This window comes from Microbacterium terregens (assembly GCF_039534975.1).
Classification (GTDB): Bacteria; Actinomycetota; Actinomycetes; order Actinomycetales; family Microbacteriaceae; genus Microbacterium; species Microbacterium terregens.
In genome coordinates this window covers 2805096-2819054 of the sequence record NZ_BAAAWH010000001.1, presented here as the reverse complement: position 1 = coordinate 2819054, position 13959 = coordinate 2805096, and the positions used below count along the sequence as shown (strand labels likewise).

Below are 13959 nucleotides of genomic sequence, written 5' to 3'. Positions count from 1 at the left end.
GCCTCAGTCGTCGCCGAGCACCCGCAGCCAGCGCTCGAGCAGCAACTCGAGCCGCGCGGCGTCGGCGCGGCCGATCGCGTCGATGAGGCGATGCTCGTTGGCCATATGGGCGGTGAACGCGGCGTCGATCGCCTCGACCCCGGCCGGCGTCAGGGCGATGATGCGCTGGCGGGCATCGGTGGAACCGGCACGCCGCTCGACGAGCCCGCGCTCGACGAGCCGGTCGACGCGTTTGGTGAGGCCGCCGCTGGTGATCATGGTGTGGTCGGCGAGGTCGCCGGCGGCGCGGGCGTAGGGAGCACCGGAGCGCCGCAGCGCGGCGAGCACATCGAAGTCCGCCTCGGTCAGCCCGTAGCGTGAGTACACCACCGCCAGTTCTTCGGTGAGCAGGCCGGCCAGCCGATGCAGGCGCCCGATCACGCCCTGCGGGGAGGGATCGAGGTCGGGGCGTTCGCGGCGCCACTCGGCTTGGATTCGAGCGACGCGGTCGGGGGCGGCATCCATACCGGCGATAGTATCTTGCCAGTAAGATAAACTGTCTTCCGTGGAAGATAAATTCTCGCGAATCGGCTGGATGCTGGTCACCGCAATCGCCCCGATCGCCTGGGGGAGCAGCTATGTCGTGACCCGGCAGCTGCTGCCCGCCGAGTCGCCGCTGTGGGGCGGACTGCTGCGCGCCCTGCCCGCCGGGCTCATCCTGCTGCTGATCTCGCGCCGCCTGCCCACCGGGGCATGGTGGTGGCGGTCGATGGTCCTGGGGGCCTTGAACGTGGGCGGCTTCTTCGTGCTGATCTACATCGCCGGTCAGCGGCTGCCGTCGAGCCTGGCCGCGACGCTGATGTCGACATCCGCCGTGGTCATGACCCTGCTCGCGTGGGCGATCCTTCGCCAGCGACCGAGGATGGTCGCGCTCGTCGGCGCGGCCGTGGGTCTTGCCGGAGTCGCGATCATGCTCGGACTCGGCGGAGGCCCCGTGGACCCGTGGGGAGTCGCCGCCTCGCTCGTCGCGATGATCGCGTCGTCGTTCGGCTACATCCTCACCGCGCGGTGGGGCTCGGAGATCCCCGCCGTCACGATGTCGTCTTGGCAGCTGGTCGGCGGTTCCGTGCTGCTGATTCCGTTCGCGGTGCTGCTCGAGGGTCCGCCGCCGACGCTCACGTTCTCGTCCGCGCTGGGCTTCGCCTACCTCACTGTGATCGCGACGGCTGTGGCCTATGTCGCCTGGTTCACCGGACTGCGCCGTCTGCCGGCGGGTGTGGTCGGCGTCGTGGGGCTGCTCAACCCGGTCACCGGAGTCGTGCTCGGCGTTGCGCTCGCCGGCGAAGTCTTCGGCGTCGCGCAGGGTGTGGGCCTCGTCCTCGTGCTGGGAGGCATCGTGCTCGGTGCGCTGCCGCCCGTGCGTCGGCGGCTTCGGTCGGGGCCGGTGGTCGCCGCTCCGCTCAACACCGCCGGATTCGCGCTGGCGGATTCGCGCCGGTAGCGCTGCTGCGGGGACGGCTGGGGCGTGTGGTGGCTGCTCGGGGTGGTCGGCTGGTTGGCTGCTCGCCTGTCGCAATCTGCGGCCGCGCCTGCCGCTTGTGACAGCGGAGCTGCGGGCGCGCGCCGACTCGGGGGCTCGCCTGTCGCAAACTGTCGCCGGGCCAGGCAACTTGCGACAGCGGAACTCCTAGAGGCGAGCGGAGCTGCTGGGGCGCGCCGACCTAGGGGTTCGCCTGTCGCAAACTGTCGCCGCGCCCGGCACTTGCGACAGGGGAGCCAAAGCGAGAGGGCGAGGGATGCCGCGACCCGGCCCGCGGCAACCCAAAGCCGCGCCGACCCAGGGGCTCGCCTGTCGCAAACTGCGGCCGGGCCAGGCAACTTGCGACAGCGGAACTCCTAGAGGCGAGCGGAGCTGCTGAGCCGCGCCGACCAAGGGGGCTCGCCTGTCGCAAACTGTCGCCGGGCCAGGCGGTTTGCGACAGGGGAGCCAACGCGAGAGGGCGAGGGATGCCGCGACCCGGCACGCGGCAACCCAACCCGCACCAACCCAACCCGCACCAACCCAACCCGCACCAACCCCGACGGGCGTGATGGGATGGGTTCCATGACCCGAGCTCTTCTCGTGATCGACATGCAGCGCGCCTTCGACGACCTGGACTTCTGGGGCGCCACGACCAACCCGGACTGCGAGGCCAACGTCGCGGCGCTGATCGACGCGTGGACGACCGCGAACGAACCGATCGTCGTGGTGCGCCATGATTCGATGTCGCCGCAGTCGCCGCTGCATCCTGACAACCCCGGCAACGCCCTGGTCGACCCGGTGGCGCGCATCGAGCCGGCGTTGCTGGTGACCAAGAACGTCAACTCCGCGTTCTACGGCGACCCCGACCTGCGGGCCTGGCTCGACGGGCGGGCGATCCGCGATCTGGTGATCTGCGGCATCCAGACGAATATGTGCGTCGAGACCACCGCGCGCATGGCCGGCAACCTCGGCTACGACGTGACGGTGGTGCTCGATGCGACGCGGACCTTCGACTTGCGGGCGGATGTCGCGGGCCTGGGTGTCGTGACGCGGACAGCTGCCGAGCTCATGGCAACCACGGCTCTGGACCTGCAGGCGGGCGGATTCGCGCGGATCGCGACCACGGCCGAGATGATCGGCGAGAATCGAACATAATGCATGTTTCGCCCGCTTTCGATGTCGGAAGGCGGCGGTAGCGTTCCTCATGACATTGACCCACTAGAACATCTGTTCTAGCCTGTGGGAGTGAGGGCAGCTGTGCGGAGCGAGGTGCATCCCGAGGGAGATGTCGTCCGTCTGCGCGCCCAGCTCGAGCGGGTGCAGGGCCGACGGCTGGATGCTCCTGTGCTGCCGGTGCACCCTGCCCTCGCCGCACTCCTGCCGGGGGGAGGCTTGCGCCCGGGGTCCGCGTACTCGGTCGCTGCGTCCTCGTCGCTCCTGTTCGCCCTGCTCGCGGAGGCGTCCCAGGCGGGATCGTGGTGCGGCGTGGTCGGCATGCCCCAGCTGGGCACCGAGGCGGCCGAGCGGCTGGGGGTGGACCTGACCCGGCTCGTGCTCATCCCCGATCCCGGACCCCGCTGGCTCGCCGTGACCGCGACCATCGCCGAGGTCCTTCCGGTGGTGGCCGTGCGTCCCTCCGGCAGAGCAACCGATGGCGACGTCTCCCGCCTCGCCGCGCGACTGCGCGATCGCGGCGCGGTCCTTCTCGTGCAGGGAGCGTGGGCACAGGCCGAGGCGTCCATCGATGTCGCCGACCCCGGGTGGACCGGCCTGGGCCAGGGCCACGGATACCTGGCCGGCCGCGAGCTGACGGTGACGGTGACGAGCAGGCGCACGCCCGTTCCCCGACGAGGGCGGATGCTGCTGCCCGACGTCGACGGCACGCTCGTCTCGACGCGGCCACCGTCGGTCGCCTACGTGCCGCTGGAAGCGGTGGGCTGACATGCGTGCCGATGCTCCGGTCCGCAGCCTCGTGCTGTGGTTCCCGGACTGGCCGGTCACGGCACTGACCCGGGACGGCTCCCTTCCCGAGCCGTTGGACGCAGCGCTGCCGATCGCGGTGATGGAGCACAACGCCGTCGTGGCGTGCTCGGCCTCGGCGCGGGCCGAGGGGGTGCGACGCGGACAGCGTCGGCGCGATGCCCAGGCCCGCTGCCCGCGGCTGACGGTGGTCGCCGCCGATCCGGTACGCGATCATCGGGTCTTCGCGCCGATCGTCGCCGGCATCGAGGAGCGCGCCCCCGGCGTGCAGATCGTGCGTGCGGGACTCTGCGCCCTGCGCGCCCGGGGCCCCGCCCGGTACTACGGGGGCGAGGCCGAGGCGGCACACGTGCTGCTCGGCACGCTGCGCGACCTCGGGCTCGAGGGCACCCGGGCCGGCATCGCGGACGGGCCGTTCACGGCCGAGCAGGCCGCACGGGTCGGCGCCACGCCGACCGAACCGGTGTTCCTCGTGCCCTCGGGCGGGGCGGCGGGCTTCCTCGCGCCGCTGCCGATCGCGTCGCTGGAGGATCCGGAGCTCGCCGGGCTGCTGGCCCGCCTGGGGGTGCAGACGCTCGGGGATTTCGCCGCGATGGAGGCCGACCGTGTCCGCGAGAGGTTCGGGGAACGCGGCATCCGCCTGCACGCGCTGTCGGCGGGGCGCGACTCGCGCGCCGTCGAGCCGCGGGTGCCGCCCCCCGAGCTGCACCGCGAGGTGGTGTTCGAACCGCCGCTCGAGATCGCCGACCAGGTCGCGTTCGGCATGCGCATGGCCGCCGACGCCTTCATCGCGAATCTCGGCGCTCTCGATCTGGTCTGCACCGAACTGAGGGTCGAGCTGACCGGAGAACGGGGTGAGCACAGCGAGCGGGTCTGGCTGCATCCCGGGTCGTTCGATGCGGCATCCGTCGTCGACCGGGTGCGGTGGCAGCTGGGAGAGGATGCCGGCAAGCTCGGAGGAGGCGGGAGCGAAGGGGGACTGCGCAGCGGGGTCGCCCGGGTGCGGATCGCACCGGCGGCGGTGGATGCGGCATCCCACCACGCCCCCGCCATCTTCGGAGCCGGCACCGACGAGCGGGTGCACCACGCGCTGTCTCGCGTGCAGGCGATGCTCGGGCATCGCGGAGTGCTGACGCCCGCGATCGGCGGTGGGCGGTGGCTCGCCGAGCGTCAGGTCCTCGTCCCCTGGGGAGACCGGGTCGTGGTCGACAAGGAGCGCGCCCGACCCTGGCCGGGGAGCCTGCCCGATCCGCTGCCGGGGACGGTCTTCGCCGAGCCGGTACCCGTCGAGGTGTCCGCCGAGACCGGAGCGGCGGTCGGCGTCGACCGGCGCGGGCGCGTCACCGGTGCGCCGACGGTTCTCACAGAGGGCGGGCGCCGCCGCGACATCGAGGCGTGGGCCGGGCCGTGGCCGGTGATCGAGCGGGGATGGGATGCCGCGCGCTCCCGTCACGCGCATCGGTTCCAGATCGTCGACGCCGACCAGACCGCGTGGCTGCTGGTCTGCGAGAACGACCGCTGGAGCGCCGAGGCCCGCTATGACTGACCCCACCCCCCGGCGGTCGGGGAAGACCACCCGGCGGTCGAGCCCCACCCTCCGGCGGTCGGCGACCCCCACCCCCCGGTGGTCGAGTAGCGCCCGCAGGGCGCGTATCGAGACCCGTCGGCCGGTCTCGATACGCCGGCTTTGCCGGCTACTCGACCACCGGGAGTGTTCGGATCGTCACCGGGTGGCTGCCCGTCCGCCGCTGCCGACCCCCAGGCCGCTCTGCCGCACCAACGCGACCCCCACCCCCCGGCGGTCGAGTAGCGCCCGCAGGGCGCGTATCGAGACCCCCGGGCCGCTCCGCAGCACCCGCCCGACCTCGCGCGAAGGACCCCGCTGATGGGCTTCAACAACCCGTCCGTCCCCTGGTCCGAGATGGAGCGGCTGCTCAGCGACCGGCGTCGGCCGGGCAACGTTCCCGCGAACGCCGACGGCGGCGACAGTCCGGCGTGGTCGCGCAAGCGCGGCCCCTACGTGTCGCAGGCGATCGTCCGGCCCGACGACCCGGTGCCCTACGCGGAGCTACACGCGCACTCGTCGTTCTCGTTCCTCGACGGCGCCTCGTCGCCCGAAGAGCTCGCCGAAGAGGCCGAGCGCCTCGGCTTGCATGCCCTGGCGATCACGGATCACGACGGCTTCTACGGCATCGTGCGCTTCGCCGAGGCCGCCGAGTCGCTGCAGGTCAAGACGGTCTTCGGCGCCGAGCTCTCACTCGAGCTGCCCCGCTTCGACAAGCTCAGCGACCGGGTGAAGCATGCGCCCGACCCCGTCGGCGCACACCTGCTCGTCCTCGCCCGCGGAGAAGAGGGCTACCACCGCCTCGCAGCCGCTCTCACACACGCGCAACTCAACGGTGCCGAGAAGGGGCGACCCGTCTACGACCTCGACGAGCTCGCCGATCAGGCCGGCGGAGCCTGGGCGGTGCTGACCGGGTGCCGCAAGGGCGCGGTGCGCCGCGCGCTCGCCGAGCGGGGGAAGGATGCCGCGGCATCCGCACTCGATCGACTCGTGACCCTGTTCGGAAGGGATGCCGTGCACGTCGAGCTCATCGACCACGGCGGGCCGCTGGACACGCGCGACAACGACCTGCTGGCGGCGATGGCCGCCGAGCGCGGACTGCCGGTGCTGGCCAGCAACAACGTGCACTACTCCGTGCCCGAGCGCCAGCAGCTGGCCGCCGCGGTCGCCGCCGTGCGCGCCAATCGGGGTCTGGACGAGCTGGACGGCTGGCTGCCCGCGCACGACGGCGCGCACCTGCGCTCCGGCGCCGAGATGCAGGAGCGTTTCGCGCGCTATCCCGGCGCCGTCGCGCGCACGGTCACCCTCGCCGACGAGCTGGCCTTCCCGCTGCGGCGGGCCAAGCCCGCACTGCCCAAGCAGAAGGTGCCGGCCGGGCATACCCCGATGTCGTGGCTGAAGCACCTGGTGTGGGAGGCGGTGCCGCGCAAGTACCCCGACCTCACGCCGGAGGATCGCACGCGCATCGAGAAGGAACTCGGCGTCATCGAGATGAAGGACTTTCCCGGGTACTTCCTGATCGTGCACGGCATCGTGCAAGAGGCGCGGCGCCGCGGCATCCTGTGTCAGGGGCGGGGTTCCGCGGCCAACAGCGCGGTCTGCTACCTGCTGGACATCACCGCGGTCGATTCGATCGCCTATCAGCTGCCGTTCGAGCGGTTCCTCTCCTCGCTGCGTGACGAGGAGCCCGACATCGACGTGGACTTCGACTCCGACCGTCGTGAGGAGATCATCCAGTGGGTGTACACGACCTATGGGCGGGAGCGGGCGGCGCAGGTCGCGAACGTCATCCAGTACCGACCGAAGAACGCGGTGCGCGACATGGCCAAGGCGCTCGGGCACTCGCCGGGGCAGCAGGATGCCTGGTCGAAGCAGGTCGAGGGATGGGGCGCCTCGCTGGAGACCGGACCCGACCACGACATCCCCGACCAGGTGATCGAGTACGCGTCGGAGCTGCTGAAGGCGCCACGGCATCTGGGCATCCACTCCGGCGGGATGGTGCTGACCGATCGGCCCGTCGGCGAGGTCGTGCCCATCGAGCACGCGCGCATGGAGGACCGCACGGTGATCCAGTGGGACAAGGACGACGCGGCCTGGATGGGACTGGTCAAGTTCGACCTGCTCGGCCTGGGGATGCTCGCCGCCCTGCAGTACTGCTTCGACCTGATCGATCGGGCGACGGGGGAGCGGTGGGAGCTGGCCACCATCCCGAAGGAAGAGAAGGCGGTCTACGACATGCTGTGCCGCGCCGACTCGATCGGTGTGTTCCAGGTCGAATCCCGCGCACAGATGGGGCTGCTGCCGCGCCTGCAGCCCCGAAAGTTCTACGACCTCGTGATCGAGATCGCGCTCATCCGCCCCGGGCCCATTCAGGGCGGTGCGGTACATCCGTTCGTGCGCCGCAAGCTCGGCTACGAGGAGGTCACCTACCCGCACCCCAAGCTCGAGCCGGTGCTCGAGCGCACGCTCGGCATCCCGGTGTTCCAGGAGCAGCTCATGCAGATGGCGATGGCCGTGGGCGAATGCTCGGGAGAGGATGCCGATCTGCTGCGTCGTGCGATGGGCTCCAAGCGCGGCATCGAGAAGATCGAATCGCTCCGAGAGAAGCTCTACGCCGGCATGGAGACCAACGGGCTGGTCGGTGAAGAGGCGGATGCGATCTACGCCAAGATCCAGGCGTTCGCGAACTTCGGGTTCGCCGAATCGCACTCGCTCTCTTTCGGTCTTCTCGTCTACGCGAGCTCGTGGATCAAGCTGCACTATCCCGCCGCGTTCCTCGCCGGGCTGCTGCGCGCACAGCCGATGGGCTTCTACTCACCCGCGACGCTCACCTCGGATGCGCGGCGGCACGGCGTCGAGGTGCGCAGGCCCGACCTGCTGTCGTCGGGCGCGCAGGCGGTGCTGGAGCCGGTGGGGGAGGTCGCTGCGCGCGGCGGTCGAGTAGCCGGCGAAGCCGGCGTATCGAGACCGGCCGGCGGGTCTCGATACGCGCCCTCCGGGCGCTACTCGACTACCGAGGGGGCGGCGGCCGACGGGTCTCGATACGCGCCCTCCGGGCGCTACTCGACCACCGAAACTCCCGGCGGTCGAGTAGCCGGCGAAGCCGGCGTATCGAGACCCGGAGGCGACGCCGACAGACCCGCACCACCCACCGGCCTCCCCACCTGCGCGCACCGCATCCAACCCCCGGTGGGCCTGTTCGACCGGAGCGAGCCGGACGAGTCCGCAGCGCACCGCCGCGACGGGCAGTTCGCCGTGCGGCTGGGGCTGGCCGCGGTCAAGGGCATCGGCGAGGTGGTCGCCGAGCGCATCGTCGCCGAACGTGACCGCGGCGGCGCCTACCGCGACCTGCGCGATCTGGTGCGTCGCGCCGGGGTCACCCAGGCGCAGCTCGAGGCGCTCGCGACCGCGGGTGCCTTCGAATGCTTGGGGCTCAGCCGCCGCGAGGCGATCTGGCTCGCCGGATCGGCGGCAATGGACCGCGCCGAGTTCCTGCCGAACTCGGTCACCTCGGTGCAGCCGCCGCTGTTCACCGATCCGACGAGCTACGAGCGGCTGGCCAGCGACCTGTGGGCGACGGGCATCTCCACCGACGACCATCCGATGACGCACTACCGGGCGGGGCTGGATGCGCGGGGAGTGCTCACCTCGAACGAGCTGCGCGAGCACGAGTCCGAGCGCCGGGTCGAGGTCGCCGGACTTGTCACCCACCGGCAGCGGCCGGCGACGGCATCCGGAATCACGTTCATGAACCTCGAGGACGAGCACGGCCTGGTGAACGTGATCTGCTCGGTGGGGGTGTGGAACAGGTATCGCCGCGTCGTGCGGGACGCTCCGGCGTTGATCGTGCGGGGGATGCTGGAGCGCTCCGTCGAGGGAGTCACCAACCTCGTCGCCGACAAGTTCGAAGACCTCCGGGTCGGTGTCGAGCACCGTTCCCGGGACTTCCGGTGAGCGCCGCGAGCGTTGCCCCCGTGATCTCAGCGCGTGTGAGGCATACGCTGTGGCCATGAGCCTGTTGCCCATGGTTGACAGGACGTTCGCATGAAGGCTGTCGTCCGCGACCGTTACGGCCCGCCTACGGTGCTCCGCATCGAAGACGTGCCGGTGCCGACGCCGCGTGCCGGGCAAGTCCTTGTCCGGGTGATGGCGACCTCGATCAACCTCAGCGACTGGGAGGGCCTGCGCGGATCGCCCGGCTACGCGCGTCTCGGCGGGCTGTTCCGCCCGTCGCGCCATGTCCTCGGATCCGACATCGCGGGGCTCGTCGTGTCCCTCGGCGCCGACGTGACCCGGTTCAAGGTCGGAGACGCGGTCTACGGCGACATCCTCGCGGTGCTCGGCGGGTTCGCGGAGTACGCCGTCGCCCCCGAACACGCCCTTGCTCTCAAGCCGGCTGGACTGTCTTTCGCGCAAGCGTCGGCCCTTCCGCAGTCGGGCGCCATCGCCGTGCAGGCGATCGCGCGTGCGAAGCCGGGGGACCGGGTGCTGGTGAACGGCGCCGGCGGTGGGACGGGCGCTTTCGCACTGCAGCTGGCATCCGCCGCCGGCATCCACGTCACCGGGGTGGACAACACCTGGAAGCTCGACTTCATGCGCTCGCTCGGTGCCGACGAGGTCATCGACTACCGCATGAACGACTTCACGGATACCGGTCCCTACGACCTGATCGTCGACCTCGTCGCGCAGCGATCCGTGTTCGCCTACCGTCGCGCGCTTGCCGCGGGTGGCAGCTACCTCATCGTCGGAGGAACCCTGCGAGCGCTGCTGCGGGTCGTGACGATCGGCGCACTGGCCGGCGCGCTGACCGGGCGGAGGCTCGGTGTTCTCGCGGTCAAACAGGGTCCGGAACACTTCTCGCCACTGGGATCGCAGTGCGCGGAGGGTGATGTGCAGATCCACATCGATCGCACCTTCCCGCTCGCGCAGGTGCCCGAGGCGCTCGCGTACGTCGGCGAGGGCCGAGCGCAGGGCAAGGTGGTGATCGCGGTCGACCCTTCGGTGACGTGACGCTTCGTTTGCCCACCAGGTGCTTGGTTAGACTGGATGCCGCAAGCCTCTGTAGCTCAATGGAAGAGCTGCTCCGTCCTAAGGAGAGGGTTGGGGGTTCGAGTCCCTCCAGGGGCACAGTCTTTTTTTGCCTCTGACCAGGTGTTTCGTCTGTGTTCAGGCCACTTCGAATGCCTTTTTGGCCGCTTGTTGGCCGCATTTGAGAAAGCTGTGAGCCGACGACAAGGCCCTTCGCAGCGCTGCGTCCGGCGTCTCCGAACGCCGAAAACGAGCACTTTGAGCGTCTCGCGCCGCGTCGGAAAACTGAGCAATCTGCTCTCTGCGATCACTTCGGCTGGCGGTAGCGGGTCTGCGGACCCGCCGGCAGCGCCACGAGCGGCATTGCGTCGTTGAGGCGCGATGCGACGGCATCCAGATCGTCGTCGAAGAGGTCGGCGTAGGTGTCGAGCGTCATGGCCGCCGACGCGTGCCCGAGCATGCGCTGCACGGCCTTCACGTTCGCGCCCGAGCTGATGGCGAGCGACGCGGCGGTGTGGCGGAGGTCGTGAGGCGTCAGCCGCGGGATCGATGGGTCCACAGCCTGCGCGCGGCGGACCGCGTTCGCGAACCATCCCTGTGCGCCTGAGTTGCGCATGTGGTTGACGCCGTCGCCGAAGAGCAGTCCTTCCGGGCCCTTGCCGGCGCAAGCCTGTTCAATCATCGGAGCGAGGCGCTCCGGGTAAGGGACCGAGCGCTTCTCGTGGGTCTTGGGCGTGCCGACGTGGATCTCGTAGGCGATCATCACCGCGTTCTCCTCGATCACGAAGCGTCGACGCAGTCGATTCACACTCCGCACGCGCAGCCCGGTCGCCTCGCCCCAGCGCAGGCCGGTGTAGGCCAAGGTGAGGACCATTGTCGGATACGCCGAGCATGCCGCCAACGTCGCCACCTGGTCGTGCGAGAGATAGACGCGGCGCTTGCCTGGTCCGCTCCGAGGGAGATTGCGGATGTGTCGCGCCGGATTGTTCGCAAGGCGACGATCATCGATGGCGACATCGAGGATGCCTGCGAGGACTCCCAGCGCGCGAAGGACGACCGTGCGCGACTTCTCCGTCGCGAGCTCTGACACCCAGTCCTGAACTTCAGACCGCCGGATCGACCAGATCTCCCTGTCTGCCCAGACTGGAGCGACGTGGTTCTTCCACGCCCGCTCAAGCGTCTAGTACGAAGGCTTCGACATCGGCGGCTGCTTCGACCGGAGCCAGCTGTCGGCGAACATCCGGACCGGCACCCGCGACGCCACGGGATCGATGTACTCGCCCTTCGACTTGGACACGGTGACCATGGACAGGTAGAGCTTCGCCTCGCGCATCGTCGTGAAGCCGCGCTTCTGCGTTTCGGTGCGATCAGGCTTGCGGTAGCGAACGCGGTAGCGGCGGCCCTTCACCGTTTCGTACGAAGTGATGCTGCCCATCTCGACCTCCGCTCGTGCCGGCTTGATGGTCAGTATCGGGCCAGTGTCCGACACTGATTGGGCGCCGTCAACGCCGTCGACGACAGATGTGGATAGATGACGGAGAACGTCGTCAACTTGCGTTAGGGGAGAGGAGCGCGTCCCTCCGACGCCGAGAGTGTAGCGATCGATCGCGTCTCCGTTCCGGGCTTTCGCGACATAAGCTCGGTCCTCCGCTGCGCTCCGTTCCTGCGCTATTTCACGGTCCCGGCACTCCGCCGCGCCCGATCGCCTACGGGCTGAATGTCGGAGCGGCCGGAGACCTGAACGCGAACTCCGGCAGCTGGGCCTCAGTCGCTGACCGGGGGACGCACGCACTCGCGTAGATTGCCACGCGGCCGAAGACTAGAGGCGGTCGATCCAGGTGTCCTCTTCGCGATCATCCCAAGAGTTGCCGGTTGTCGTGCGGCCCATGTTGTGGATGCGGCGATGCAGGCCTTCAATGAGCCGTTGAGCGGTGGTGGCCTCCAGCTCACCCACCGACGCGATTCTCACTCCTGTTAGTTCAGCGGCGAAGTCGAACTGGAGGTCGGCCGTTTCGAGTCCCAGCTTCGCGAAGAGCGACCTGATCTCGGCGCGTTGATGCGCGGTCATGAGAAGCGGCCGATTCTCGGTGGATTCGGTACCATCGCTGTCGAAGACCGACAAGAGATCGTTCATGAGTCCATTCTCCATGTTGCTCAGTTAGATCCTTCGGCCACTCCGAACGGTGACTCGGGCCACACAACCGTCAAAGGTGAGTGTTTCAGATCACAAGTCGTACCTGGCCGGGATGCCGTCGGGATGTAGATTTCCGCGGTGGGATCGAATTACCTTCAGGAGGATCGTGTCGGAGAAGGACGTAATCGAGTGGCCAGGTGTTCTCATTCCCCGCACCGCCTACAACCCGAGCTTGGTCGAGGCTCGCGATCGACTGGCGAACAGAGCGAAGGTGGGAGATTGGCCCGCAGTTCTGGCGGCGCTTGACGGCGACATGAGGTTCACGCCTGCAGCGAATGATTGGCGTGTCTCAGGCTCGAGCTGGTTCGGGCCGCTTCATCAAGCGGCGTGGTTCGGTGCTCCGGAGGATGTCGTCCGAGCTCTCCTGGATCGGGGCGCGTGGCGTTCCCTCCGAGACTCCGTTGGCCGCCGACCCGTCGACATTGCGCGTGAACGTGGCTTCGATACGCTGGCGGATGCGCTCGTGCCTATCTACAACGTCGCGCTCTCCGCCGATGACGCGGTCGCGATGAGTCGCCGCCTTGCAGTGCTCGTTGAGGAAGCCGTCGGCGAGGTACTCGAGCCGCGCGTCGAGATCCGCCACCTCGATGTTTTGTGTCTCGCTGAGCGTGATGACGAGGTGTGGTTCCCGATTCCTGGGATGTATGGCGGCTTCGTGGTGAAGCTTGTGAAGCAGCGGCTGCACGTCGAGAGTTGGAGCCGCGTTGTCCGCGGCTCGGGGCGCGCTTACGTGATCACAGCAGACCGGACGACGCTCGTCGATGAGGGATTCGTGTAGCGAGCGCGGTTTAGACGCTTTCAGCGCTACCGTGACGATATGGTGACGACGCCAAATGACGTAGCGAAGCGGCTCGATGTTTCTCCGAAGCGGGTGCGTGAGGTCTTGCGAGCGCATTCTGGGAGCCTCCCACCAGATGTGTCTAGGTGGAACCTCACGGACGAACAAATAGGCCTCGTGACTCAAGAGCTGGCCAAGTCAGCCGATCGGCCGCTCGCCGGGTTCTCGACCGCGGATCTCCTCGGCCGGTACGCAGCAATCCTTGCGGAACTCCGCGCACGGGATGTCGTACGCACTGGGAACGCGCCGCTCGGCGACTACGCCGAGTATGTGGCTTTGGACGTTTACGGCGGCCAACTCGCTCCGAACTCTGCGAAGTCCTACGACCTTACGGCGAGCGATGGTCGACGTGTGCAGGTGAAGGCGCGGACCGTCGGGCCGGGCACCAGCCCCAGTGCGGTTTTCTCCGTGTTTCGGTCTTTCGACTTCGACGTCGCCTCTCTGCTAGTTCTGGATGCATCATCGTATGGCTTGTTGTGGGCTCGTGAGATGACACCGCAGCAGGTCGAGGCATCGTCACGATGGTCGCCCCACGTCAACGGTCACCTGCTTCGAATGCTGACCGCCGAGCGAGACGGCATCGACGTCACTCCAGCGTATGCGGCCGTCCTCGCGTGACCGTCTCGGCGACAGACACCAAACCGCTGAGTCCCGAACCTTGCCTTGGCTCCAAGGGCGAAAACTCCGGCCACAAAAAAGACCGGCGCAGTTGCCGCATCACGTCGCGCACGTCGAGCCGTACCAGCCGTGAGTCGTTCAGCGGTCTTGCTGCTACGTGTTCCTATGACACGTTGCGTCCTAGGACGTCAAGCCGGATCGATAGGCTAGAGGGACCCGCAGTCGCTTCGATTCTT

General features: G+C 68.8%; 10 protein-coding genes, 1 tRNA gene and 1 pseudogene. 9 read left to right on the top strand and 3 right to left on the bottom strand.

The genetic code is table 11. The annotated features are described in order from the left end of the window. Window positions 1–3: 3 nt before the first annotated feature. Window positions 4–504: a MarR family winged helix-turn-helix transcriptional regulator gene (locus ABD655_RS13045; protein WP_344714557.1), complete on the bottom strand. Its 501-nt coding sequence runs from the start codon at window positions 502–504 to the stop codon at window positions 4–6. Between the two features lie 40 nt (window positions 505–544). Here ABD655_RS13045 and ABD655_RS13040 point away from each other — a divergent pair, with 40 nt between their 5' ends. The 7 genes from ABD655_RS13040 (at window position 545) to ABD655_RS13010 (ending at window position 10172) form a co-directional block, all read left to right on the top strand. Then, window positions 545–1480 carry an EamA family transporter gene (locus tag ABD655_RS13040; protein WP_344714555.1) on the top strand — a complete coding sequence of 312 codons (936 nt, stop codon included), beginning with the start codon at window positions 545–547 and terminating at the stop codon, window positions 1478–1480. A gap of 603 nt (window positions 1481–2083) precedes the next feature. Continuing rightward, the gene (locus tag ABD655_RS13035) at window positions 2084–2656 is read left to right on the top strand and encodes a cysteine hydrolase family protein (RefSeq protein ID WP_344714553.1); all 573 of its coding nucleotides are present in this window, start codon (window positions 2084–2086) and stop codon (window positions 2654–2656) included. Between the two features lie 84 nt (window positions 2657–2740). Next, the gene (locus tag ABD655_RS13030) at window positions 2741–3442 is read left to right on the top strand and encodes a hypothetical protein (protein WP_378721167.1); all 702 of its coding nucleotides are present in this window, start codon (window positions 2741–2743) and stop codon (window positions 3440–3442) included. A gap of 1 nt (window position 3443) precedes the next feature. Further along, window positions 3444–5027 carry a DNA polymerase Y family protein gene (locus tag ABD655_RS13025; protein WP_344714550.1) on the top strand — a complete coding sequence of 528 codons (1584 nt, stop codon included), beginning with the start codon at window positions 3444–3446 and terminating at the stop codon, window positions 5025–5027. A gap of 339 nt (window positions 5028–5366) precedes the next feature. Beyond that, window positions 5367–8999 (top strand): error-prone DNA polymerase, encoded by a 3633-nt coding sequence (locus tag ABD655_RS13020; protein WP_344714548.1) that lies wholly within the window; start codon window positions 5367–5369, stop codon window positions 8997–8999. Window positions 9000–9089: 90 nt separating this feature from the next. Continuing rightward, window positions 9090–10055 (top strand): NAD(P)-dependent alcohol dehydrogenase, encoded by a 966-nt coding sequence (locus ABD655_RS13015; protein ID WP_344714546.1) that lies wholly within the window; start codon window positions 9090–9092, stop codon window positions 10053–10055. A 45-nt stretch (window positions 10056–10100) separates the two neighbouring features. Next, window positions 10101–10172 (top strand) — tRNA-Arg (locus tag ABD655_RS13010). Between the two features lie 208 nt (window positions 10173–10380). Here ABD655_RS13010 and ABD655_RS13005 read toward each other — a convergent pair. Both ABD655_RS13005 and ABD655_RS12995 read right to left on the bottom strand, forming a co-directional pair. After that, window positions 10381–11508 (bottom strand): annotated as a pseudogene (locus ABD655_RS13005) (tyrosine-type recombinase/integrase). A gap of 384 nt (window positions 11509–11892) precedes the next feature. Next, window positions 11893–12207 carry a hypothetical protein gene (locus ABD655_RS12995; protein WP_344714539.1) on the bottom strand — a complete coding sequence of 105 codons (315 nt, stop codon included), beginning with the start codon at window positions 12205–12207 and terminating at the stop codon, window positions 11893–11895. 166 nt (window positions 12208–12373) lie between these two features. On the opposite strand from ABD655_RS12995, the gene ABD655_RS12990 reads away from it, so the two are divergent. Further along, window positions 12374–13045: an ankyrin repeat domain-containing protein gene (locus ABD655_RS12990; RefSeq protein WP_344714538.1), complete on the top strand. Its 672-nt coding sequence runs from the start codon at window positions 12374–12376 to the stop codon at window positions 13043–13045. Window positions 13046–13084: 39 nt separating this feature from the next. Further along, window positions 13085–13723, top strand: coding sequence for a DUF6998 domain-containing protein (locus ABD655_RS12985; RefSeq protein WP_344714537.1), 639 nt, complete (start codon window positions 13085–13087; stop codon window positions 13721–13723). Window positions 13724–13959: the final 236 nt, after the last annotated feature.